Here is a 23354-nt window from a genome sequence, read left to right on the forward strand (position 1 = left end):
GAGCTTATTTCGCTCCAATCGCTTGACGCATAATACGGTTCTTCAACCATTGAGATTTATTCACCTGCTGCATGCCGGTTGTTCGTAACCAGCTGATTGGACTGGCAGTTTGAGTAAACAGTCGATGAAATCCATCCATAGTGAATTGCATTTGCAGATTTTCGGCCAGTCGATGGCGCTGATATTTTTTCAAGGTGTGCAGACTACCAATCTGTCGTTGATTCTGGCTTGCCCATGCAATGACTTCAGCCAAAGCTTTAGCATCCTGTAACCCAATATTCACACCTTGCCCGGCCAATGGATGAATGGTGTGAGCTGCATCACCTAATAAGGCAAACCCCGGTTTCACATATTCTTTGGCATGCGACAGTGCGAGCGGGAAACTGGCACGTTCTGATACCAGTTCAACCTTACCCAGCCGATATTCAAATGTTTCAGCAAGTTGTAATTCAAAGCTGGTTTTATCAATCGCTTTAAAATGTTCTGCCTGTTCCGTTGGTAATGACCAGACGATTGAACATAAATGCGCATCATTTAATGGTAAGAACGCCAGTGGGCCGCCCGGTAAAAAACGTTGCCAGGCCGTTTTTTGATGCGGGTTTTCAGTATGTATGGTGGCCACCAATCCATGTTGCTTATAGGCCCAGCCACGGCTTTCAATTCCCGCTTGCTCACGTAGTATGGAACGAGCACCGTCTGCGCAACAATTAATTCGGCGGTTAAGGTTTGACCATTATCCAAGGTGAGTTGACCGGGTTGATATTGTTGCGGCTGAGCAGGCAGATAACGTCAATTTGCGGGTGCTTTTGAGCTGCTGCCAGTGTCTGCTGTTGAATATGCTGGTTTTCAACGATATGACCCAGATAATCAACACCGATATCTGCAGCAGAAAACTGCAAATCACTTCCCGATGTTTCCCAAACCTGCATTTTTTCAAAAGGCCCCAGTCGAGAAGGGTAGAGTGTCTGCCAGACATTGATTTCATTAAGGATTTGCTGGCTGGCTGGATTTATCGCACTGACGCGTTGAAGCGGGGCATCATCAATGGCGATCTTGGCTGGAAGATATGCTTCAATTAAGGCGATCTTTAAATCAGTTTGTTTGGCCAGTAACAGAGCAAACGTGGTGCCGACCATGCCACCACCGACAATGATCACATCATAGTCATTTTTCATAATGGCAGGCCTCGGCTGAGTCTGGATTGTTTGCCGCTGAGACCCATACTGGTTTTTGCCAACTGGCTTTTAACTGTTGGAAGACCGTTGAGTAATGCCAGACTGAGCGAACGGCCATGACCCAGCAGCGCATGATTGTTACTGAATGTTTTCACCAGAAAATCTGTCGCATTGACGACTTTATTTTGGTCACGTTGCTGCCACTCGGCATAATCATGTAACACACTGGCGTGGCCACAGTCCTCAGGATGAGCCGCTATTAATTCTGCCAGTACCGCCGCATCCCGTAATCCCAGATTAAAGCCCTGACCGGCGATCGGGTGCAGGCTATGCGCCGCGTTACCAATTAATACTGCTCGTTGTTGAATGGGCTGATTGGTCTGCATTAATCCCAAATCATAGCTGCTGCGCTGACCGATTTTATTGAAATGACCTAGTCGAAATCCAAAAGCATTTTGCAATTGTTCAGCAAACTGCTGTTCATCACATTCTAAAAGTGCTTTTTCTTCCCCGGTTTGCACGGTCCACACCAGACTACAACGACCTTCAGACATCGGCAGTAATGCTAAGGGACCATTTTCGGTAAATCGCTCATAGGCCCAGTTCTGATGTGCACGTTCCGGAATAACATTGGTGGTAATAGCTGTTTGCTGATATTCACGTTGCCAGCTGGATAATCCCAGTAAATCGCGAATGGTAGAAAATTGCCCATCAGCACCGACCAGTAATTTTGTGGTGATTAGCTGACCATCCGATAAGCTTACGCAAACGGATGTATCCGTTTGTTCAATGGCATCAACCTGTAGTGGTGTCAGGATAGTGAGTGTCGGATGTTGCTGCAAAGCTTGATTTAATTGAATTCCCACGTGTTTGGCTGTCATGACCTGACCCAATGCAGGAACATTTTCGGTTTTAGCGGTCAGACGGTCACACCGAAGTGACCACGATCCGAAATATGTATACCTTGAATTGGTGTCGCTTTCTCAGCCAATTGAGGCCAGAGTTGCATGGTTTCAAAAATGCGTTGTGACCCGTAAGACAACGCAATACCGCGATCATCAAATCCCGGCTGATGATCTGCAAGCAGATCCTGAGCTTCTACGATGGCGATATTCAAATCACTGTTTTTCAGCGCTAGTGCAAGACTTGCACCCACCATGCCTGCACCGACAATCACCAGATCAAAATCTGTTTTCACGAGTTTAGTGGACTCCTGCCATCAGCGATTCGATCTCGTCGATTTCCTTCGGCGCACCAGCGGTTAATACCTCGTGGCCATCTTTGGTGACCAGTACGTCATCTTCAATACGGATACCGGTGAAGTGCCATTTTTTGTCGATATGTTCAGGATCACGAATGTACAAACCGGGCTCTACTGTCAGCACCATGCCGGGTTCCAGTAAACGCCAGGTTCCACCTATCTTATAGTCGCCAACATCATGTACATCCATACCCAGCCAGTGGCCGGTGCGGTGCATATAGAATTCACGATAAGCCTGATCTTCTATTAACTGTTCAACATCACCTTGTAGCAGACCCAGTCTGACTAAGCCTTGCGTAAGAACTCGAACAGCAGCTTCATGGGGTTGATTCCAGTGATTGCCAGGTCTGACTGCATCAATAGCAGCATATTGAGCATCCAACACGATTTGATACAACTCGCGCTGCTCGGGGGTAAATTTACCATTTACCGGAAAGGTTCTAGTGATATCTGCTGCATAACATTGGTATTCAGCGCCTGCGTCGATCAACAGCAGATCATTGTTTTTCAATTTACTGTCGTTTTCGATGTAATGCAGGATGCAGCCATTTTCACCGCCACCCACAATCGAAGGATAAGCCGGGCTGCGACAGCCATGTTTCATAAACTCATGAATCAATTCAGCTTCGACTTCATATTCAAATTTGCCGGGTTGAGTGAATTGCATCGCTCGTATATGCGCTTTAACCGAGGCCTCGGCTGCATAGCGCATGTTTTTGATTTCCTGACTGCTTTTAAACAGTCTTAATTCATTCAGGCAATGTTCCAATTCAATAATTTCGGTAGGCGAATGTTTGCCTGAACGGGAAGCTTGTCGTAAATGATTGAGCCAACCGACCATATGCTGATCAAATGCCGGCTGATTACCCATGGTGTAAAAGACTTTTTCCTTGTCTTCCATCAGACCGGGCAGAATATCGTCCAGATCGGCAATGGGATAAGAATCATCGGCATCATAAATGCTAATAGCACCTTCCTGGCCGGCACGATAACCGTCCCAGATTTCTTTATCTAGGTCGCGTTCACGACAGAAAATAATAAATTCACCGTGTTCGCGACCAGGAACCAAAACCAGTACTGATTCCGGTTCATCAAATCCGCTCAGGTAATGAAAGTTACTATCACTACGGTAAGGAAAATCCACATCACGGTTACGTGGATGCACTAAAGAATTGGGCAAAACGGCAATACTGTCCGGCCCCATGATGTCCATCAGTTTTTGACGGCGTTTGGCGAATTCTTTTTTAGTCATTAATGCTCAATTTTGTTGTCTTCAGGGGCGGCTGGATGCAATTCGCCATAAAGTAAAAACAGACCCATTCGAAGATATTCCACTAATTCTTCATAGTTGTTGTCATCGTCATCACTGGTTTGCAGTTCGATATCATCGATCTGACTAATCTGTAATACATCGGTCAGATATTCCTGACAATCGGCAGGTAATTCAGTTTCATCGGTCAGACCTGAAACACCCAGTCCAAAGACCAAACCCTGACACCAATCACTTAACGCAGCAATCCGAGAACCAATAGGTGCATCGTCATCTGGCAGCTCCAATTGAAAATCAAAATCCAGGCTATTGAGCGATTGAATGGTTTCATCAAACAATCCCAGCAAGTTTTGTCTTTCTTCTTCACCTGGCTGATAGTCTTCAAACAAATCGCTGTACCAAGTATTGCGGTTAGCTTCAGAATCCATACAAAGCAAACCGCATAATGCGCCTTGCAGTTCGGCTGTGCTGGCAGGACCATCAGCGGTCACGTTTTCCGGTGACAGAGATGGAAAATATAATTGAGACATAGAGATACAACCTGAAATTAAAAAACACTTCATGCAGTTGTTGACCGGGTCAACAGCGCACGTCTATAGTTAGCCATTATTCTCGCATAGCCAAGACGCATATTAATGGATAAAAACCCGATTCAACAATTGGAACAGCAGCTGGATGAGCTGTTAAGGGCCAGCAGACGCTTGCGTGAAGAGAATATGTTGCTTCGTTCTCAACAGGCAGCCTGGCTTAGTGAGCGCGCGCAATTAGTTGAAAAAACTGAAATTGCCCGTAATCGCATCGAGAATATGGTCAACCGTCTGAAACAGTTGGATGAAGAACTATGAATGTACCTGTTCACGTCACGATCCTCGGAAAAGAATATCAAGTTGCCTGTCCGGAAGATCAGCAAGATGCGCTAATTGCATCTGCGCGCATGGTGCATCAGAACATGGAAAAGATCCGTAACAGTGGCAAAGTGGTTGGGGTTGATCGTATTGCTGTAATGGCTGCTTTAAATATTGCGCATGAGCTATTGACCTTGCAACAAGATGAAAGCCAGGACATAAAAAAAGTGAATGAAAAAATTTCTTTGCTGAAAGAGCGGGTTAGTGCATTTATCAACGAAGATAGACAGTTGGAATTATAAAATTCTGGCGACTTGGCGATTAAAGTTGCGTATCATTTAACCAACCCTGCGGTGAGCGATAGCGACATGTGTTGTCTTGAGCCGATAAGCAAATGCTTTAGGAAACCAAATTTACGGGGTTGAAAAACAAGCCCGCTCCGACGGGAAGTTTGCCATCCCCATGCGGTTTCCCACTTGAACCAACAGGTTCAAGAACCCCGTTCGTAACGCCACTGTGGGGCCTTTCTTTAAATAACTTTGATGATTTTATCAGCGCATTCCTAGCTGATTTATTTTCCTCAATAACGTGTTGAGCATATCGCGCTCATCCCGGGTTAGCGAATCACTAAGCTGTTTTTCATGTCTTGCCAAGACTATCCCTAATGCTTCCTCAATCAGTTTTTTACCTTTGTCTGTCAATTTGACCAGACGACTACGCTGATCATCAGCACATTGCCGCCGACTTATTAAGTCAGCTTTTTCAAGGCTGTTGAGTACTTTGGTTAAACCACCAGATGTCACCAGATTAGCTTGGCAAATATTTGAAGGGGTCTGTTCAAAAGGCGGACCTTGCAGGCGCAAAGATACCAACGTATCGAATTCACCAACATTTAAATTAAATTGTTCCATCACAATTTTTGCATCAGAAAAAAATAATTCGCGTGCCCGGAATAGCCGTTTTATTGTTTCAGCTACAGCAAGATCATCCCCATTCCAACAATTACGCATTTGTTCGAGTGAATCTTCAATAGTTAAGATGCGATCTGCCAAGTGATGCCCCTCCTATGTGGCAGAATTATGACAAAATAATTAACTTGCACGTCAAAGAACCATGCATTAATCTTTCCAGAAACCTTTCTAGAAAGAATCTTAAGCTATTCCCCTCGCTTTCACCAGCGAATAACAAAGGATCTGTCATGCCAGATTATTCACTTTCCGGTAAACCAGCATTTTTGCGGGTTTTCACACTAACCGCTTTATTCTCGTTAAGCCTGATTAGTCATGGGGCGCATGCAGAACAAAATCTTCCGCGAGTCCAAGTTGTGCAACCTGAAGTTCGCGAATTGACGGAATGGAAAGAATTTACCGGTCGTTTTGAAGCGGTTGAAATGGTTGAGTTACGGGCCAGAGTAACTGGCTACCTGGATAAAGTTCATTTCCAGGATGGACAAATGGTTGAAAAGGGCGATTTATTATTTGAAATTGATCCTCGTCCTTATGAAGCAGCAGTGGCACGAGCGGAAGCAGAGCTGGCCAGAATGGATAGTCAGTTAAAGCTGGCCGATTTGGACACCAAACGTGGCGAACGTCTATTAACCCAAAGTGCTATTTCTCAGGAAGAAGTGGATACCCGCCGTGCCCGTTTTCAGGAAGCCAATGCCAATGTGGCATCCGCGGCAGCAGCGGTAAAAACAGCCAAGCTGGATCTGCAATACGCCAAAATTACTGCACCAGTGAGTGGACGTATCTCAAACCGACGGGTTGACGTAGGTAATCTGGTTGGCAGTGGCGATGCCGGCCAGGCTTTGACAACCATTGTTTCTTTGGATCCGCTGCATTTTGTGTTTGATGTCTCTGAAACAGAATATCTGGAATTAATTCGTCTGCCACAAGGCCAGGATCAACTTGCCAATGGCAGAGCCATGCCGACTGAGCTTAAATTAATTGATGAACAGGACTGGACACGAACCGGACGCATCGACTTTGTTGATAACCGACTGGATGAAAATACCGGTACCTTGAGAATGCGTGTAGTGGTGGACAATGCTGATGGTGTTTTGCGTCCGGGACTGTTTGCCCGCTTACGTTTGCCGACCAGTCAAAATGCAGAGGCCATGCTGGTTCCGGATAAGGCTATTGTTACCGATCAGGCTGCCAAGGTGGTGATGACTGTAGATGAAGAAGGCAAAGTCATTCCAAAACCAGTTGAACTTGGCACATTGCAGGGCAATATGAGAGTTATCCGACACGGTTTAGAAACATCTGATCGCATTATTGTTGAAGGTCTATTGAGAGCTCGTCCGGGAACAGAAGTTAATGCTGTCCCATATCAGGCAGATGAACAGGCTAACAATGACGGACAAGACTCATGAAGTTCACTCATTTCTTTGTCGAAAGACCTATTTTTGCGACCGTTATTTCGGTCCTGATCGTGCTGGTAGGTACCATTGCCTATAGTAATTTACCTGTTGCACAGTATCCTGAAATAGCTCCGCCCAGTATTGCGGTTACAGCAACCTATCCCGGTGCAACAGCTGAGACGCCGCTAATACGGTAGCGACAGTGCTGGAACAGCAGATTAATGGTGTAGAGAATATGCTCTACATGAAATCTGAAAACACCGCGGATGGTCGCACATCTCTCAACGTAACTTTCAAGCCTGGCACCAACCTCGATATTGCTCAGGTTCTGGTACAAAATCGCATTGCCATAGCTGAACCGTTGCTGCCTGAAGAAGTTACCCGGCAAGGTATCGATATTCGCAAAAACTCACCGGATTTGATGATGGTTATCCATATTCTTTCATCCGATGGCAGTCGCGATAATTTGTACGTATCGAATTACGCTAGAACTCAAGTAGTTGATCGATTGGCACGTATTGAAGGGGTAGGCGAGGCGCGAATCGTGGCCGAGCGGGCTTATGCCATGCGGATCTGGATTGATCCAGAACGGGCTCAGGCATTTGGTATGACAGCTACCGAAGTGGTAGCGGCATTGCGTGAAAACAATACCCAAATAGCAGCCGGTACCATCAACAGAGAACCGATCGAAACCAAGGGTGGCTTTGAATTAAGTGTTGAGACGCAAGGTCGACTTTTAGAAGAAGATGAATTCAGTAATATCATCGTCAAACGTGGTGTTGAAGGACGGACCGTCAGATTACGTGATTTGGCCAGGGTTGAGCTGGCAGCGCAGGACTACAACAATATTGGTTATCTGGATGATCATCTCGCTTTACCGGTAGTTATCTTTCAGCGCCCAGGTTCCAATGCGTTAGAAACTGCTCAAGCCATTCGCGCCGAGATGGAGGCTATTGCTCAAAGCATGCCGTATGGGGTTGAGTATCGGATAATTTACGACCCCACTGAGTTTATCGCCAAATCGATTGAAAAGATTTATCACACTATTTTAGAAGCTATCGTACTGGTTATTTTGGTGGTGATGGTGTTCCTGCAAAGCTGGCGGGCGTCGCTTATTCCCATTTTAGCGATTCCAGTGTCTTTGATCGGTACCTTTGCCGTGATGTCGATGCTTGGGGTGTCATTAAATAATTTGTCATTATTCGGTCTGGTGCTGGCCATTGGTATCGTGGTGGACGATGCGATTGTTGTGGTCGAAAACGTTGAACGCTACATTCGCGAGGGATTGAGCCCCCGTGAAGCAGCACATAAAACCATGGATGAAGTTGGCGGGGCCCTGGTTGCCATCGCCATAGTATTAACCGCCGTATTTATCCCGACAGCGTTTATTACTGGTATTTCCGGGGCGTTTTACCAGCAGTTTGCCTTGACTATCGCCACAGCAACGATCATTTCGTTGATTGTGTCGCTAACGTTGTCGCCGGCCTTATCGGCACTGTTATTAAAGCCTCATGTTGAAGGACATGTGCCTGGCGGCGTTTGGGGCACGATCGGTTATCCATTCCGTGCTTTTGGCAACGGCTTTAACCGGGCGTTTGAATGGATGGGTGATCGTTATTCGGCCATGACACGCAAGCTGTTACGAATGATGTCAATCATGCTGTTGATTTATGTCGGTTTGATTGTGTTGACCGGCTACGAATTTAATAAAGTCCCGACAGGCTTTATTCCTGAACAGGATCAAGGTTATTTAATTAACGTATTGCAGTTGCCACCGGGTGCCACGCTTGAACGAACTGATGCTGCTGCACGTGAAGCGTCGAAGCGTTTAAGAGACGTTCCGGGTGTTGCTCATGCGGTGTTATTTGTTGGGTTGGATGGTCCGACTTTTACAAATGCTTCTAACTCAGCGGTTATCTTTACGCCGCTGGATTCGTTTGAAGACCGCATTGCTGCTGGCATAACCATTGACGATATTGTGGCAGGGTCACAGCAGGCCTTATCGCAGGTAGATGCAGCAATGGCTTTTGCCATCAGACCACCGCCAGTTCGTGGTATGGGCAACTCCGGTGGTTGGAAACTCTATGTTCAGGATCGTGGTGGCCTTGGATTAGAAAGACTGCAGGAAGTGACTAATGAAGTGTTAGGTGCAGCCAACCAAACGGACGGTTTGTCGGCGGTATTTACCTTCTTTAACTCCGGCACACCAAGAATTTATGCCGACATTGATCGCACACGTGCAGAAATGCTCAACGTGCCGGTGCGAAATGTTATTGATACCTTAGAAATTTATCTGGGGTCTCGTTATATCAATGACTTTAACTTTTTGAACCGAACCTATCGTGTGGTTGCCCAGGCTGATGGTCCTTATCGCGATGAAATTGAGGATATCGGCAAATTACGCACGCGTTCGGATAATGGGGCAATGGTGCCTATCGGTACGATTGCAACATTTGAAAATATCACCGGCCCAATCCGTCTACCGCACTACAACTTGTATCCGGCGATTGAAGTGCAGGGCAGCACTGCACCGGGTTTTTCCAGTGGTGAATCGCTTGCCATTGTGGAGCAGCTGATGGCCGATACCTTGCCAGAGGGAATCAGTTTTGAATGGACCGAACTGGCATTACAGGAAAAGTTGGCTGGTGACACGGCGTTTCTTAGCTTTTCTCTAGCGGTAGTATTTGTATTTCTGCTGCTGGCAGCTCTTTATGAAAGCTGGTTATTGCCGTTGGCTGTGGTGCTGATTGTGCCGATGTGTTTACTTGCGGCAATTCTTGGGGTCAGTTTGCGAGGCATGGATAACAACATTCTGGTACAGATTGGTTTTGTGGTGTTGATTGGTCTTGCCTCGAAAAATGCGATTCTGATTGTTGAGTTTGCCAAACAAGCTGAAGACCGTGGTTTAAATCGCCTGGATGCTGCAGTTGAAGCCGCACGGACTCGTCTGCGCCCAATTCTGATGACCTCGTTTGCCTTTATCTTAGGCGTGGTACCATTGGTATTGGCTTCTGGTGCCGGTGCCGAAATGCGTCAAGCCTTAGGTACAGCGGTGTTTTTTGGTATGCTGGGAGTGACCTTTTTCGGATTGATATTTACACCAGTGTTTTATGTTTTTTGCCGTTGGTTGGCGTCATTAAGAGATAAGCGTGTCCAGCAACAAACCGTCGATGAAGTGCAGTCCACCTAAAGCATGATTCGCTTGTTTGAAGTTTGAACTCCATGCTTTTAACTGAGTCCGATTGAGTGTCACGGCTATTTTTGGAGGGATTATGAAACTATTAACAAGCATTATGATGGCATTGGCTGCGACGACTGCAGCTGCGAGCACCCAAATAGAAATTTTTGAGGTAGATAAACAGGGAACAGGGAAGAGTTTAGGTACGGTTGAGATACATCAATCTGCTTTCGGGCTAGTTTTTACACCAAATTTGAAAGCATTGTCTCCTGGTTTACATGGTTTTCATGTGCATGAAAATCCGAGCTGTGATGCCGCCGAGAAAGATGGTCAAATGGTGCCAGCGTTGGCTGCAGGCGGACATTATGATCCCTATAACACTGGCAAACATGACACGCCTTGGGGCAGTGGCCATGCAGGTGATTTACCCCCCTTGTATGTCGCTGAAGACGGCACAGCAACTCATCCTGTTTTAGCACCGCGTTTAACGGTAGCTGATTTACAAGGTCGGTCGTTGATGGTGCATGCCGGTGGAGATAATCACTCTGATCATCCAGAGCCATTAGGTGGTGGCGGGGCACGAGTTGCCTGCGGCGTCTCTAACTAATATTTTCTATATAAATTAATCGTGCATCAGACTGGAAGGAAGATGGTTATTCTAAGTCCGCCTTCTGGTCTGTTTGCTGCTGAAATTTCTCCACCATGAATTTCAATTGCACGATGAGCAATTGTCAAACCTAAGCCAATTCCATTCTGATGTTGATTTTCCCGACTACGGAAAAATGGTTGAAAAATCAGTTGTAAATCCTGTGGGGCAATTCCAGGTCCCTGATCTTCAATACGGATTTGCAATCGCTGAGATAATTTTTCGATAGTTAACTGAATAACGCCATTGTCAGGTGAATATTTAATCGCATTGCGTAATACATTTTCGATAGCACTGTGAATAAGTTCAGCACGGCCAAACAAGCTGATTTGTTTGATATCGTTATGCTCGATTTGAATTGCCTTGTTTTGCGCCTCAAAGCGCGCATCTTCAATGATATCCAGCAGCATCTCAGTAAAATCGAAATCTTGTCTGCCATCATTTTCACTGGTCGGGGTTTCCAGTCTGGATAAATTCAACAGATCTCCAATCAACTGATCTATACGTTCTGATTCGCGTTCAACTCGATCCAGCATTTTGGCAGTTTTATCTGGATTTTGCTGGGCCAGTCCTATAGCTGCTTGCATGCGTGCCAATGGCGAACGTAATTCGTGTGATACATCATGCAACAAGCGTTTTTGTGCAGTGAGTAATTGACTGATACGACTGGTCATATGGTCAAAGTTTTGGCCTAACTCAGCCAATTCATCACGCCGTTTACCCATTGCCGGTCGAATACGGGTATGTAATTTGCCATCCGCCACATCATCAAATGCCTTTCGTAGAATGCGGATTGGTTTGGTAAACCACCAGGCCAGTAAGCCACTAAATAACAAACCCGAAATGATCCACATGCTTAACAATAATAAAAATGGCGGTGGTTTGGGACGTTTTGGTGGAGTGAATCGTTGGCTGAGCTTTTCCGGTGACGGAATAAATAGCAATAAGGCTTTGCCATCGACGGATATTGCCTGACGAATTGAGCGGATTTCTGGATTATCCAATAATAATTGGCGGGTTGAAATCAGCAGGTTTTCATCGACATCGCGCCCCAGAACATCACTATTGTCCTGAGTAATGGCAAAAATGGTAATTTCATTGCGTTGCTTATCTTTTAGGTATTTTTTCAGTGGTTCAATACCGGCATAGTGAACTATGTCTGACGCACTATCGACTAAATCTGCTGCTTTCCAGCCGACTTGTACCGGAATTGCTTCAAAAGACTGACGCTCTGCATTGTGACGTAACCACATACCGCTGGCCACCCCGATACTGGTCAGCAATAAGGCCAGTAAAAAAGCAAAAAAGAATTTCCAGAATAAACTACGCATTATTTAATCAACTGATAGCCTTTGCCACGCACCGTCTGAATGTAGGAATGACCATCCTGCTGCTGACCGAGCTTGTGACGAATACTGCTCATATGCACATCAATACTTCGATCAAAACGTGCTAATGGACGGCCTAAAGCCGCCTCCGATAAAGCATTTTTACTGACGACTTGCCCGGCATTTCTTGCCAGCGCTTCGAGCAAACTGAATTCAGTACTGGTGAGCTCAAGCGCCAGATCGAACCAAACAGCTTTGCGTAGTTGTGGCCACAACTGTAATGGACCGATTTGAATAACAGTTTCATCCTGTTGTTGCTGCCGGGTAATTTCGCTACGACGTAAAATGGCTTTGATTCGGGCAATCAATTCTCTTGGTGTGCAAGGTTTTGGAACATAATCATCGGCACCCGATTCCAGTCCCATAATGCGATCAACGTCGTCACCTTTTGCCGTAAACATCAAAATAGGTACATGACTTTGCTTGCGAATACCCTTTAATACTTCCGTGCCGCTCATATCAGGCAACATCACATCAAGAATCACAATATCGAATCCACCTTGCAAGGCAAGCTGTAGTCCTTCTGTTGCCGTGTCTGCTGTGCGAACCTGAAATTTTTCCTCTTCCAGATAATCCTGAAACAATCCAGAAAGAATTACATCGTCATCAATGATTAATACGCTGCTCACAGAAACATCCTCATATGGTTTGAGGCTAATAATAAGGTCTGGAGCAATATTCAGCTAATTGTAAATTATGCTTTTACCTGAATTTACATATCAAAACAGTCATTTACAGTTTTTACGACAATACTGTAGCCACGCCTGTCAGCTGACAGCGAGCAGTTTAAATAAACCGTTTCAGGAGAAACCAAATGCGTAATAAATTAATGATGTTAAGCATCGTTCCAGCCTTATTTTTAACGGCACCCGCCATGGCCGATAAACATAAAAGTTGTGGTGAAGATGGCAAATACAGTGAGATGAAGAAAAATCACAAAGAACATGATGGTATCCCACGCATGCTCAAAGGCATTGATTTAACGGAGGCACAAAAAGCGGAAATCAAAACCTTGGTTGAAGCACAGCATCAGGATAAATCAGCTATGAAATCTCATTGGCAAACACACAAACAACTTGCTGAGTTGAGTTTTGCAGAAACGGTAGATCAGGCCAAACTGGATGCGATTATTGCCGATACAATGGCAGCACACGAAAAACGTTTAGCTGATAGAGCACAACTTAATAATCAAATTTTCAAGCTGTTGACACCGGAACAGCAACAACAATTACAACAAAAAATGGCTGAATACGAACAAAAAATGCAAGACAGAAAAAAACTGTAAATCCTATCGCCAACCTCATCCTGACTTTTACTCAGGGTGAGGTTTTTTTATGCGTGTCGTTTAGGATTTATCACGCAGCATTGAGATCACTGAAGTGGTCTGTGGATACACGCCACGCCAGATAAAAAAAGCTTCTGCTGCCTGCTCAACCAGCATGCCCAGACCATCAATTGTTTTGGCTGCCTTATGCGCTTTAGCCCATTGGATAAATGCCGTATCGGTATCGCTGTACATCATGTCGTAACAGCAGGCACCGCTTGCCAGCACTGCATCAGGTAATGGCGGGACTTCACCCTGCAAACTGGCTGCAGTGGCATTAATCACCACATCAAATTCACCGTAGATATGGTCAAACCCACCGCCATGGATATTGCCAAGTTCTGCAAATAACTCTGCAATATGACTGGCCTTTTCCGCTGTTCGATTGGCAATAAATAGGTTGGCAGGTTGATATTCCAGTAATGGAGCAATTACCCCACGTGAGGCGCCACCGGCTCCCAGCAATAAAATTCGTTTACCAGCAAGTTCGACCTGATGATTGACTGTCAAATCCCGACACAGGCCAACCCCATCAGTATTGTCTCCGAACAGGGTGCCATCATCATTAAATACAACAGTATTTACCGCTCCGGCCAATTCAGCGCGAGCGGATTTTTGATTGGTTATCGCCCAGACCTGCTCCTTAAAGGGCACCGTCACATTGACGCCTTTTAGTTTAAGCACATCGCGAAGCTGTTGAAGACTGTTCTGCAATCCGTCCAACGGTACTTCAATCGCTGTGTATTCAATATCCTCACCGGTTTGTCTGGCAAATTCAGCATGAATCAACGGGGATTTACTATGGTGGATCGGGTTACCGATCACGGCGTATTTATCTGTCATGATTTAGCGCTGTAACTGTTGTGCAATATCTTTGGCGAAATAGGTGAGGATACCGTCGGCGCCAGCGCGTTTAAATGCCAGCAGGCTTTCCATAATCACTTCTTCATTCAGCCAACCATTCAGTATTGCAGCTTTGAGCATCGCATACTCACCGCTGACCTGATAGACAAAGGTCGGCTTCTGAAAGGTCTGTTTAACCCGATACAATACGTCAAGATAGGGCATTCCAGGTTTGACCATTACCATATCAGCCCCTTCCTGAATATCCAGCGCCACTTCATGCAAGGCTTCATTGGAATTGGCTGGATCCATCTGATAACTGAATTTATTGCCACCTGCTAAATTGCCAGCGCTGCCCACGGCATCGCGAAATGGACCGTAAAAACTCGAGGCGTATTTTGCCGAGTAAGCCATGATACGCGTATGAATATATCCGGCATTTTCTAAGGCATTACGAATTGCACCAATTCGTCCATCCATCATATCGGAGGGGGCGACAACATCGGCTCCCGCTTCGGCATGAGATAAAGCCTGTTTGATTAAAACCTCAACCGTTTCATCATTAATGATGTAAGCATTGTCATCAATCAGACCATCCTGACCGTGAGTGGTGAATGGGTCCAGGGCGACATCGGTCATCACACCCAAATCGGGGAAGGCTTTTTTCAATGCTCTGACAGCCCGTTGCGCCAGACCATCGGGATTAAACGCTTCAGCAGCATCTAGAGATTTCTGCTCCAATGGCGTCACTGGAAACAATGCCATCATTGGAATGCCCAACTTGTGGATGATTTCAGCTTCCTGAAGCAGCAGATCAATGCTCAGTCTTTCCACACCGGGCATTGAAGTGACTTTTTCTCGTTGATTTTGCCCTTCGAGTACAAAACAGGGATAAATCAGATCATTGACGGTTAACTGGTGCTCACGAATCAGCCGTCGAGAGAAGTCATCTTTGCGCAAACGGCGCGGTCTTTGTTGTGGAAAGCCTGAAAAATTAAAATACTGTTGGGTCATAAGTTCTGCCAGGTCAATAAGCTGCGCTTCATACTACCGTTGGCAAGGTAACTTGTCATCGTTTTTAGCGTGGACGCATAGGCTGCAGATGCGCTAAAATTGCAAAGATTTTGTCTGGGGTGTACGTCAAGTCCCCTGTCCCTTTTTTATCTGGTGGAGGTTCCCCTTGCGTACAACTGCGCTACTTGCTCTTGAAGATGGCACGGTCTTTCACGGCGAATCAATCGGTGCTGTGGGTCAGTCAGTTGGTGAAGTGGTTTTCAACACCGCCATGACAGGTTATCAGGAAATCATTACTGATCCGTCCTACTGCCGCCAAATCGTCACGCTGACCTATCCGCATATCGGTAATGTTGGTGTGAACAAAGACGATGAAGAATCCGAGCAGATTTATGCCAGTGGCTTAATCATCCGTGAATTGTCACCGGTGATGTCCAGCTGGCGTGGTGAAGAAGCTTTGGATAAATACCTGGAACGCCACAATGTAGTGGGATTGGCTGGTATTGATACTCGTCGCCTGACACGTCTGTTACGCGAAAAAGGTGCACAAAAAGGCTGTATCGTTGCCGGTGACAATATTGATGTGGATGCGGCCATTGCTGCAGCCAAAGCGTTTGCCGGCTTAAAAGGCATGGATCTGGCCAAAGAAGTTTCTACCAAACAGGCTTATGAATGGACTGAAGGTGTCTGGCATATCGACAACCAGTCTCGTAAAGCCGAACCGCGTTTTCATGTGGTTGCCTATGATTACGGCATCAAGAAAAACATCATGCGTATGCTCACCGAACGTGGCTGCAAATTGACGGTAGTGCCTGCGCAAATGCCTGCTGAAGAAGTCATGAAGTTGAATCCTGATGGCATTTTCCTGGCCAATGGACCCGGGGATCCTGAACCATGTGATTATGCAATCAAGGCGATTCAGTATTTCCTTGATAAAGATATGCCGATTTTTGGTATCTGTCTGGGACATCAGTTACTGGCATTGGCCTGTGGTGCTAAAACCGAAAAAATGAAATTCGGTCATCATGGTGCCAACCATCCGGTGCAGGAATTGCTGGCAGGACTGGTGATGATTACCAGTCAGAACCACAGCTTTGCCGTAGATGAATCCACTTTGCCTGACACCGTTGAAACCACGCATCGTTCTTTATTTGATGGCACATTGCAGGGTATTCATCATAAAACCAAACCGGCATTCAGCTTTCAGGGACATCCGGAAGCCAGTCCCGGTCCGCAGGATGCATCACCTCTATTCGATCACTTTATCGACCTACTCGAACAAGCGACAGGTAAATAACACACAATGGCTAAACGTACTGATATTCAAAGCATTCTGATTCTGGGTGCTGGTCCGATTGTTATCGGTCAGGCCTGCGAATTTGATTATTCTGGCGCACAGGCTTGTAAAGCTCTGCGGGAAGAAGGTTATCGCGTCATTCTGGTAAATTCCAACCCAGCGACCATCATGACTGACCCAAACATGGCCGATGCCACATATATCGAACCAGTAACCTGGGAAGCGGTCAGCAAGGTTATTGAAGTCGAACGTCCTGATGCCATTCTGCCGACTATGGGCGGACAAACGGCGTTGAACTGTGCGCTGGCATTGGAAAAACATGGCGTACTGAAAAAATACGGCGTTGAGATGATCGGTGCTGACAGTGAAGCCATCAACAAAGCCGAAGACCGCGATTTGTTCCGTGCAGCGATGCGTAAGATCGGTTTGGATATGCCGCAATCGGATATTGCTCACTCACTTGAAGAAGCTCTGGAAGTACAACAGAAGTTTGGCTTCCCGGTGATTATCCGTCCGTCATTTACCATGGGCGGCAGTGGTGGTGGTATCGCCTACAACCGTGAAGACTTTGTCGACATCTGCCAGCGCGGTCTATATCTGAGCCCGACGTCCGAGTTGTTGATTGAAGAATCAATCATCGGCTGGAAAGAATATGAAATGGAAGTGGTGCGTGACAAAAAAGATAACGCCATCATTATCTGTTCGATTGAAAACTTTGATGCTATGGGCGTACACACCGGCGATTCGATTACGGTAGCACCGGCTCAAACATTGACCGATAAAGAATACCAAATCATGCGTAACGCCTCGTTGGCTGTTCTGCGTGAGATCGGTGTGGAAACCGGTGGTTCGAATGTGCAGTTTGCGGTGAACCCGGAAACTGGCCGTTTAATCATTATCGAAATGAATCCACGGGTGTCACGCTCATCTGCTTTAGCTTCGAAAGCAACTGGTTTCCCGATTGCCAAAGTGGCGGCCAAACTGGCTGTTGGTTATACCCTTGATGAGTTGCAAAACGAAATTACCGGTAACGCCACGCCAACGTCGTTTGAACCGACTATCGATTATGTGGTCACCAAAATTCCACGTTTTACCTTTGAGAAATTCCCGTTAGCCGATAACCGTCTGAGTACTCAGATGAAATCAGTCGGTGAAGTTATGGCCATTGGTCGTAACTTCCAGGAATCTTTGCAAAAAGCACTGCGCGGCTTGGAAATCGATCGTGATGGTTTTAACGAAATTCTGGACCTGAAAGCAGAAAATACGGCAGAAGTGTTACGCCGCGAATTAAATCTGCCAGGCTCAGACCGTCTTTGGTATGTTGGTGATGCCTTTAGATTCGGCATGAGCTTTGAAGAAATTCAACAACTGACGCATATCGATCCGTGGTTCCTGATACAGATTCAGGAACTGGTTGAGATTGAAAATCAGCTTAAAGAGCGTTCGTTGAACGATATCGATGAAGCGGAAATGCGTGCATTGAAACGTAAAGGTTTCGCTGATTCACGTCTGGCCAAACTGCTACATAAAACCGAAAAACAATTCCGCAGTCATCGTCATGCGATGGGAGTGCGTCCGGTTTATAAACGTGTTGATACCTGTGCTGCAGAGTTTTCAACTTCTACTGCATACATGTACTCGACTTATGACGAAGAGTGCGAAGCCAATCCGACTGATCGTGAAAAGATCATGATTCTTGGTGGTGGCCCTAACCGCATTGGTCAAGGTATCGAGTTTGATTATTGCTGTGTTCATGCAGCACTGGCACTGCGCGATGATGGTTATGAAACCATTATGGTCAACTGTAATCCAGAAACTGTATCCACAGATTACGACACTTCAGATCGTTTGTATTTTGAATCACTGACGCTGGAAGATGTTCTCGAAATCGTTGCCTTGGAAAAACCTAAAGGCGTGATTGTGCAGTTTGGTGGTCAGACGCCACTTAAATTGGCTCGGGCTTTAGAAGCTGCCGGTGTGCCGATTATTGGTACTTCACCTGATGCGATTGACCATGCGGAAGATCGTGAACGCTTCCAGCAAATGGTTGAAAAGCTCGGCTTGTTGCAACCACCTAATCGTTTGGCGCATTCGGTTGATACCGCTGTGTCACTGGCTGCCGAAATTGGTTATCCATTAGTGGTGCGTCCGTCTTATGTATTAGGCGGACGTGCAATGGAAATCGTCTATAACGAAGAAGAATTACAACGTTATATGCTGACAGCCGTATCAGTTTCCAATGATTCTCCGGTATTGCTGGATCGTTTTCTTGATGATGCGATTGAAGTCGATGTAGATGCGATTTGTGACGGCAAGGAAGTGCTTATCGGCGGCATCATGGAACATATTGAACAGGCTGGTGTGCATTCAGGTGACTCAGCCTGTGCGTTACCGCCTTATAGCCTTAGCCAGGAAATCATGAACCAGTTACGGGTTCAGGTTAAACAAATGGCACTTGAACTTGGCGTAGTGGGACTGATGAATACCCAGTTTGCCATTCAGGGTGATCGTATTTTCATTCTGGAAGTGAATCCACGAGCCTCACGTACTGTTCCTTATGTATCAAAATCTATCGGTGTACCGTTGGCGAAAGTTGCCGCACGTTGTATGGCTGGCATGAGTTTGGCAGAGCAGGGCGTCACCAAAGAAGTGATTCCTTCTTATTATTCCGTTAAAGAAGCGGTATTCCCATTCATTAAATTCCAGGGCGTCGATCCGATTCTGGGGCCAGAAATGAAATCCACTGGCGAAGTTATGGGCGTAGGTCGTACCTTCGGTGAAGCATTTGCCAAATCACAACTGGCGGCTTCTGTCAGTCTGCCAGTCGGTGGTAAAGCCTTTATTTCTGTGCGGGATGCTGACAAACAAACGGTTATCAGTATTGCCAAAGATTTGTTAGGCTTGGGTTTCTCGTTGTTAGCTACACGCGGCACACAGCAAACATTGATTGAAGCAGATGTGCCTTGTGAACGGGTGAAAAAAGTTGCTGAAGGTCAGCCGCATATTGTGGACATGATCAAAAACGATGAAATTGCCCTGATTGTAAATACGACGGAAGGTCGTCAAGCTGTAGCGGATTCGAGAGAGATCCGTCGTGCGGCATTGCAACATCAGGTGAACTACACCACAACGTTAGCTGCTGCCCGCGCTACGATTCTGGCCTTGAACTGTGAAGACAGTGTGTCAGTAAATCGTTTGCAGTCGTTACATGGAGAATTGATTTAATGGCCGTTCCTATTACCGCACGTGGTGCTCAGGCACTGAAAGATGAATTACACGAACTGAAAACCGTCAGACGCCCAGCTATCGTTAATGCGATTTCTGAAGCGCGCGCCCATGGTGATTTAAAAGAAAATGCTGAATACCACGCTGCACGTGAGCAGCAAAGCTTCACCGAAGGCCGTATTCAGGAACTGGAATCAACTTTGGCGGATTGTCAGGTAATTGATCCAACAGCACTACCTAAAGATGGTCGTGTTGTATTTGGTGTTACGGTTGATTTACTCAATATAGATACCGATGCTGAAGTGCGCTATCAGATTGTTGGTGATTATGAATCGGATATCAAACTGAACAGAATTTCTATTTCATCGCCTATTGCACGGGCATTGATTGGCAAAGAAGTGGATGATATTGCAACGGTACAGGCTCCTGGTGGTGCCATTGAATATGAAATTACTGGCATCCATTACCTGGCTTAGATGTTGAGTCTTTCTGAAACCATTGGCGAACGCTTATTACTGACATTGTGGGTCGGTGCGCTATGGTCTATTGGTTATCTGGCCGTTCCGCTTGCTTTTGTCAGTCTTGAAACGCTGGTTGCGGCAGAATATGCAGCTAAATTGTTTTTCGCTGTCAATGTCATTGGCCTAATCAGTGGTACATTAATCTTATTAGGTAAGCTGAGTATCCAGCGGGGCAGGGTGTTACATTCCTGGCGCTTCTGGGTATTGATTAGCATGCTGGTTATTACCTTGATATTCAGTATGTATGTTCAGCCGGAGATGGCCAATATCAAAACCATCGAAAACTGGCGGCTGAATACAGATCTTGCTCAGAGTTTTGAACGCTTACATATGCTGAGCCAGAATTTATATCTGATGTTAAGTATTGCGGGTTTGCTGCTGGTACTCAGCTCAGATAAACAACATATGGCACAGCAGGCCTGATATGGCACGAAGTAAATCCAGTAATAATTGGCTTAGAGAACATTTTGATGATCCCTATGTCAAAAAAGCTCAGCAGAAAGGTTATCGCTCCAGAGCAACTTTTAAACTGGAAGAAATCGATCAGAAAGATAAATTAATTCGCAAAGGTATCTCAGTTGTCGACTTGGGTGCCGCACCCGGTGGCTGGTCAGATTATGCTTTGCATCGTGTCGGTGACAACGGTAAAGTCATTGCGTTGGATATCTTGCCAATGACACCATTGACCGGTGTTTATTTCATTGAAGGTGATTTTCGCGAAGATCATGTTCTTGAGCAATTGAACGAAGTATTGGCCGGACAGTCGATAGACCTTGTATTATCGGATATGGCCCCCAATATGACAGGTGTAGATGCAATAGATCAGCCTGGCAGTATGCATCTGGTTGAGTTGGCCTTGGATTTTGCAATTAATAACTTAAGTAAACAGGGCGATTTTCTGGTCAAAGTTTTTCAAGGTGAAGGCTTTGATGATTTTTTGAAGTCCATGCGGAGTCATTTTAAAAAAGTGACAACCCGCAAACCGGATGCTTCTCGGGCACGTAGCCGTGAAGTTTATCTGCTAGGTCGCGGACTGAAATGACAGCAAAACAAACTAACGTTACTAGGGGTAACAAACATTGAGTGACATGATGAAAAACATTGTTTTATGGGTCGTCATCGCGATGGTATTGATGTCGGTATTTAACAATTTTGGGCCGCAACAAAGCAGCCAAAGCGAAATGGATTACTCGACCTTTATCAGTAACGTGAAAACCGGTGCGGTTTCCAGTGTCGATATTCAAGGGCGAACTATTACCGGCAAATTAACCGACGGTAGCCAATTTACTACTTTCAGTCCTGATTATGATCCAGGTTTGATCGGCGATTTGCTGGATAACGGTGTTGCCATCAAAGCAGAGCCAGTCGAAAAAACTGGTTTATTGATGCAAATCTTTATTTCATGGTTCCCGATGTTATTGCTGATTGGTGTGTGGATTTTCTTCATGCGTCAGATGCAAGGCGGTGGCGGCAAAAACCCCATGTCATTTGGTAAAAGCAAAGCCCGCATGTTGAATGAAGATCAGGTAAAAGTGACCTTCAAAGATGTTGCTGGTGTTGAAGAAGCTAAAGAAGAAGTTCACGAATTAGTCGACTTCTTACGTGATCCGGGCAAATTCCAGAAATTGGGCGGACGTATTCCACGCGGTATTTTGATGGTAGGTTCACCAGGTACTGGTAAAACCTTGCTGGCAAAAGCTATTGCTGGTGAAGCTAAAGTCCCGTTCTTCACAATTTCAGGTTCTGATTTCGTCGAAATGTTTGTCGGTGTTGGTGCTTCACGTGTTCGCGATATGTTCGAACAAGCCAAAAAACACGCTCCATGCATCATCTTTATCGATGAGATCGATGCAGTGGGCCGTCACCGTGGTGCCGGTTTAGGTGGCGGTAATGACGAACGTGAACAAACCTTAAACCAGTTGTTGGTTGAGATGGATGGATTTGAAGGTAATGAAGGCGTCATCATCATTGCTGCGACCAACCGTCCTGACGTACTGGATCCAGCTTTATTACGTCCGGGTCGTTTCGATAGACAGGTTGTGGTTCCTTTACCAGACATTCGTGGTCGCGAACAAATTATCAAAGTGCATTTGGGTAAAGTACCAGCAGATGAAGATGTTAATCCAAGTGTCATTGCACGTGGTACACCGGGCTTCTCAGGTGCTGATTTAGCCAATCTGGTGAACGAGGCGGCTTTATTTGCTGCTCGCACAAATAAACGCGTGGTTTCAATGAATGACCTGGAACTGGCAAAAGACAAAATCATGATGGGTGCCGAGCGCCGTTCAATGGTCATGAGTGATAAAGAGAAAGAACTGACGGCTTACCATGAAGCTGGTCATGCGATTGTGGGTCGTAGTGTCCCTGGTCATGATCCAGTCTATAAAGTCAGTATCATTCCGCGTGGCCGCGCTTTAGGTGTCACCATGTTCCTGCCAACTGAAGATCGATACAGCTATACCAAACAGCAGTTGGAAAGTCAGATTTCCAGCCTGTATGGTGGTCGACTTGCCGAAGAAATGATTTTTGGGGCTGAAGCTGTCACTACGGGTGCCTCGAACGATATTCAACGGGCAACCGAACTGGCGCATAACATGGTTACCAAATGGGGACTTTCTGACAACATGGGACCACTGTCTTATGGTGAAGATGAAGGTGAGGTGTTCCTTGGTCGTAGCGTGACCCAACATAAAGCAGTTTCAGACTTAACTGCCAAACAGATTGACGAAGATGTTCGTGCATTAATTACCCGTAACTATGATCGGGCGAAAAATATACTGACAGAAAATCTCGACAAACTGCATACCATGGCAAAACTGTTAATCACTTACGAAACCATCGACAGTGATCAGATCGATGCCATTATGGAAGGTCGTGAGCCTGGTGCGCCAAAAGGTTGGGATGATAAATCATCGACTCCACCACCAGCCGCAAAGCCTGATGAAAAAGGCCCAGAGCCAACTGGTAAACCAGCAGATCAATTAAATTGAGATAGTTAAATCATG

22 protein-coding genes, 1 other RNA gene and 1 pseudogene are annotated in these 23354 nt (G+C 45.9%); 13 read left to right on the plus strand and 11 right to left on the minus strand.

From position 1 onward, the window contains the following. Window positions 1–4: 4 nt before the first annotated feature. The 6 genes from E8Q33_RS15875 to E8Q33_RS02655 are packed head-to-tail and all read right to left on the minus strand — an operon-like array spanning window position 5 to window position 4236. Window positions 5–712, minus strand: coding sequence for an FAD-dependent monooxygenase (locus E8Q33_RS15875; RefSeq protein ID WP_371413261.1), 708 nt, complete (start codon window positions 710–712; stop codon window positions 5–7). A gap of 7 nt (window positions 713–719) precedes the next feature. Beyond that, a complete protein-coding gene (locus E8Q33_RS15880) occupies window positions 720–1175 on the minus strand; it encodes a hypothetical protein (RefSeq protein ID WP_247869883.1) in 456 nt (151 codons plus the stop codon). Next, window positions 1172–2056, minus strand: a complete 885-nt coding sequence (locus tag E8Q33_RS02645; RefSeq protein ID WP_247869884.1) for an FAD-dependent monooxygenase — start codon at window positions 2054–2056, stop codon at window positions 1172–1174. The genes E8Q33_RS15880 and E8Q33_RS02645 overlap by 4 nt, the downstream gene beginning before the upstream one ends. A 38-nt stretch (window positions 2057–2094) precedes the next feature. After that, window positions 2095–2373, minus strand: a complete 279-nt coding sequence (locus tag E8Q33_RS15885; protein ID WP_247869885.1) for an FAD-dependent oxidoreductase — start codon at window positions 2371–2373, stop codon at window positions 2095–2097. A 4-nt stretch (window positions 2374–2377) separates the two neighbouring features. Further along, on the minus strand, window positions 2378–3688 hold the full coding sequence (pepP, locus tag E8Q33_RS02650) for a Xaa-Pro aminopeptidase (RefSeq protein ID WP_136552627.1): 1311 nt from the start codon (window positions 3686–3688) through the stop codon (window positions 2378–2380). Further along, window positions 3688–4236 (minus strand): UPF0149 family protein, encoded by a 549-nt coding sequence (locus tag E8Q33_RS02655; protein WP_136552629.1) that lies wholly within the window; start codon window positions 4234–4236, stop codon window positions 3688–3690. Before E8Q33_RS02655 ends, pepP begins: the two co-directional genes overlap by 1 nt. A gap of 105 nt (window positions 4237–4341) precedes the next feature. Between E8Q33_RS02655 and E8Q33_RS02660 the strand changes: the two genes are divergently transcribed. From E8Q33_RS02660 to ssrS, 3 genes are all read left to right on the plus strand, one after another. Next, window positions 4342–4551, plus strand: a complete 210-nt coding sequence (locus E8Q33_RS02660) for a TIGR02449 family protein (protein WP_069294960.1) — start codon at window positions 4342–4344, stop codon at window positions 4549–4551. Further along, the gene (locus E8Q33_RS02665) at window positions 4548–4853 is read left to right on the plus strand and encodes a cell division protein ZapA (protein ID WP_069294959.1); all 306 of its coding nucleotides are present in this window, start codon (window positions 4548–4550) and stop codon (window positions 4851–4853) included. Before E8Q33_RS02660 ends, E8Q33_RS02665 begins: the two co-directional genes overlap by 4 nt. A gap of 40 nt (window positions 4854–4893) precedes the next feature. Continuing rightward, window positions 4894–5078: non-coding RNA, 6S RNA (gene ssrS, locus E8Q33_RS02670), on the plus strand. 24 nt (window positions 5079–5102) lie between these two features. On the opposite strand, the gene E8Q33_RS02675 is transcribed toward ssrS, so the two are convergent. Next, window positions 5103–5603 carry a MarR family winged helix-turn-helix transcriptional regulator gene (locus E8Q33_RS02675; protein WP_069294958.1) on the minus strand — a complete coding sequence of 167 codons (501 nt, stop codon included), beginning with the start codon at window positions 5601–5603 and terminating at the stop codon, window positions 5103–5105. A gap of 146 nt (window positions 5604–5749) precedes the next feature. On the opposite strand from E8Q33_RS02675, the gene E8Q33_RS02680 reads away from it, so the two are divergent. The 3 genes and pseudogenes from E8Q33_RS02680 (at window position 5750) to sodC (ending at window position 10698) form a co-directional block, all read left to right on the plus strand. Then, a complete protein-coding gene (locus E8Q33_RS02680) occupies window positions 5750–6925 on the plus strand; it encodes an efflux RND transporter periplasmic adaptor subunit (RefSeq protein ID WP_136552631.1) in 1176 nt (391 codons plus the stop codon). Continuing rightward, window positions 6922–10103: pseudogene (locus E8Q33_RS02685) on the plus strand (efflux RND transporter permease subunit). Before E8Q33_RS02680 ends, E8Q33_RS02685 begins: the two are co-directional and overlap by 4 nt. 82 nt (window positions 10104–10185) lie before the next feature. After that, a complete protein-coding gene (gene sodC / locus E8Q33_RS02690; protein ID WP_069294955.1) occupies window positions 10186–10698 on the plus strand; it encodes a superoxide dismutase family protein in 513 nt (170 codons plus the stop codon). A gap of 26 nt (window positions 10699–10724) precedes the next feature. Here sodC and E8Q33_RS02695 read toward each other — a convergent pair whose 3' ends face one another. Together E8Q33_RS02695 and E8Q33_RS02700 are read right to left on the minus strand one after the other, a co-directional pair. Next, window positions 10725–12068: an ATP-binding protein gene (locus tag E8Q33_RS02695; protein WP_136552633.1), complete on the minus strand. Its 1344-nt coding sequence runs from the start codon at window positions 12066–12068 to the stop codon at window positions 10725–10727. Continuing rightward, the gene (locus tag E8Q33_RS02700; RefSeq protein WP_136552635.1) at window positions 12068–12754 is read right to left on the minus strand and encodes a response regulator transcription factor; all 687 of its coding nucleotides are present in this window, start codon (window positions 12752–12754) and stop codon (window positions 12068–12070) included. The genes E8Q33_RS02695 and E8Q33_RS02700 overlap by 1 nt, the downstream gene beginning before the upstream one ends. Before the next feature lie 185 nt (window positions 12755–12939). Between E8Q33_RS02700 and E8Q33_RS02705 the strand changes: the two genes are divergently transcribed. Continuing rightward, window positions 12940–13410 carry a Spy/CpxP family protein refolding chaperone gene (locus tag E8Q33_RS02705; protein ID WP_136552637.1) on the plus strand — a complete coding sequence of 157 codons (471 nt, stop codon included), beginning with the start codon at window positions 12940–12942 and terminating at the stop codon, window positions 13408–13410. A 60-nt stretch (window positions 13411–13470) separates the two neighbouring features. Here E8Q33_RS02705 and aroE read toward each other — a convergent pair whose 3' ends face one another. Together aroE and hemB are read right to left on the minus strand one after the other, a co-directional pair. Further along, a complete protein-coding gene (aroE, locus tag E8Q33_RS02710; RefSeq protein ID WP_136552639.1) occupies window positions 13471–14292 on the minus strand; it encodes a shikimate dehydrogenase in 822 nt (273 codons plus the stop codon). Window positions 14293–14295: 3 nt separating this feature from the next. Continuing rightward, window positions 14296–15306, minus strand: coding sequence for a porphobilinogen synthase (gene hemB, locus E8Q33_RS02715; protein ID WP_136552641.1), 1011 nt, complete (start codon window positions 15304–15306; stop codon window positions 14296–14298). A 166-nt stretch (window positions 15307–15472) separates the two neighbouring features. Here hemB and carA point away from each other — a divergent pair, with 166 nt between their 5' ends. Genes carA through ftsH form a run of 6 tightly spaced genes read left to right on the plus strand, consistent with a single transcriptional unit; the run spans window position 15473 to window position 23339 of the window. Then, window positions 15473–16603 (plus strand): glutamine-hydrolyzing carbamoyl-phosphate synthase small subunit, encoded by a 1131-nt coding sequence (gene carA, locus E8Q33_RS02720; RefSeq protein WP_136552643.1) that lies wholly within the window; start codon window positions 15473–15475, stop codon window positions 16601–16603. A 6-nt stretch (window positions 16604–16609) separates the two neighbouring features. After that, window positions 16610–19828, plus strand: coding sequence for a carbamoyl-phosphate synthase large subunit (gene carB / locus E8Q33_RS02725; protein ID WP_136552645.1), 3219 nt, complete (start codon window positions 16610–16612; stop codon window positions 19826–19828). Continuing rightward, window positions 19828–20304: a transcription elongation factor GreA gene (gene greA, locus E8Q33_RS02730; protein WP_069294947.1), complete on the plus strand. Its 477-nt coding sequence runs from the start codon at window positions 19828–19830 to the stop codon at window positions 20302–20304. The genes carB and greA overlap by 1 nt, the downstream gene beginning before the upstream one ends. Further along, entirely contained in the window at window positions 20305–20772 is a 468-nt protein-coding gene (locus tag E8Q33_RS02735) for a DUF4149 domain-containing protein (RefSeq protein ID WP_069294946.1), read from the plus strand. A 1-nt stretch (window position 20773) separates the two neighbouring features. Then, a complete protein-coding gene (rlmE, locus tag E8Q33_RS02740) occupies window positions 20774–21391 on the plus strand; it encodes a 23S rRNA (uridine(2552)-2'-O)-methyltransferase RlmE (protein ID WP_136552647.1) in 618 nt (205 codons plus the stop codon). A gap of 46 nt (window positions 21392–21437) precedes the next feature. Then, window positions 21438–23339 carry an ATP-dependent zinc metalloprotease FtsH gene (gene ftsH / locus E8Q33_RS02745; protein ID WP_069294944.1) on the plus strand — a complete coding sequence of 634 codons (1902 nt, stop codon included), beginning with the start codon at window positions 21438–21440 and terminating at the stop codon, window positions 23337–23339. The last annotated feature ends 15 nt before the right edge of the window (window positions 23340–23354 follow it).

The sequence above is a fragment of the Methylophaga sp. SB9B genome, assembly GCF_004832235.1.
GTDB lineage: Bacteria > Pseudomonadota > Gammaproteobacteria > Nitrosococcales > Methylophagaceae > Methylophaga > Methylophaga muralis.

What these genes read in the sequence shown, in the direction of transcription:
- E8Q33_RS15880 (WP_247869883.1), bottom strand. Translation starts at nt 1,175, where the DNA reads ATGAAAAATGACTATGATGTGATCATTGTCGGTGGTGGCATGGTCGGC.
- E8Q33_RS02645 (WP_247869884.1), bottom strand. Translation starts at nt 2,056, where the DNA reads ATGACAGCCAAACACGTGGGAATTCAATTAAATCAAGCTTTGCAGCAA.
- pepP (WP_136552627.1), bottom strand. Translation starts at nt 3,688, where the DNA reads ATGACTAAAAAAGAATTCGCCAAACGCCGTCAAAAACTGATGGACATC.
- E8Q33_RS02655 (WP_136552629.1), bottom strand. Translation starts at nt 4,236, where the DNA reads ATGTCTCAATTATATTTTCCATCTCTGTCACCGGAAAACGTGACCGCT.
- E8Q33_RS02660 (WP_069294960.1), top strand. Translation starts at nt 4,342, where the DNA reads ATGGATAAAAACCCGATTCAACAATTGGAACAGCAGCTGGATGAGCTG.
- E8Q33_RS02665 (WP_069294959.1), top strand. Translation starts at nt 4,548, where the DNA reads ATGAATGTACCTGTTCACGTCACGATCCTCGGAAAAGAATATCAAGTT.
- E8Q33_RS02680 (WP_136552631.1), top strand. Translation starts at nt 5,750, where the DNA reads ATGCCAGATTATTCACTTTCCGGTAAACCAGCATTTTTGCGGGTTTTC.
- sodC (WP_069294955.1), top strand. Translation starts at nt 10,186, where the DNA reads ATGAAACTATTAACAAGCATTATGATGGCATTGGCTGCGACGACTGCA.
- E8Q33_RS02695 (WP_136552633.1), bottom strand. Translation starts at nt 12,068, where the DNA reads ATGCGTAGTTTATTCTGGAAATTCTTTTTTGCTTTTTTACTGGCCTTA.
- E8Q33_RS02705 (WP_136552637.1), top strand. Translation starts at nt 12,940, where the DNA reads ATGCGTAATAAATTAATGATGTTAAGCATCGTTCCAGCCTTATTTTTA.
- aroE (WP_136552639.1), bottom strand. Translation starts at nt 14,292, where the DNA reads ATGACAGATAAATACGCCGTGATCGGTAACCCGATCCACCATAGTAAA.
- hemB (WP_136552641.1), bottom strand. Translation starts at nt 15,306, where the DNA reads ATGACCCAACAGTATTTTAATTTTTCAGGCTTTCCACAACAAAGACCG.
- carB (WP_136552645.1), top strand. Translation starts at nt 16,610, where the DNA reads ATGGCTAAACGTACTGATATTCAAAGCATTCTGATTCTGGGTGCTGGT.
- greA (WP_069294947.1), top strand. Translation starts at nt 19,828, where the DNA reads ATGGCCGTTCCTATTACCGCACGTGGTGCTCAGGCACTGAAAGATGAA.
- E8Q33_RS02735 (WP_069294946.1), top strand. Translation starts at nt 20,305, where the DNA reads ATGTTGAGTCTTTCTGAAACCATTGGCGAACGCTTATTACTGACATTG.
- rlmE (WP_136552647.1), top strand. Translation starts at nt 20,774, where the DNA reads ATGGCACGAAGTAAATCCAGTAATAATTGGCTTAGAGAACATTTTGAT.
- ftsH (WP_069294944.1), top strand. Translation starts at nt 21,438, where the DNA reads ATGATGAAAAACATTGTTTTATGGGTCGTCATCGCGATGGTATTGATG.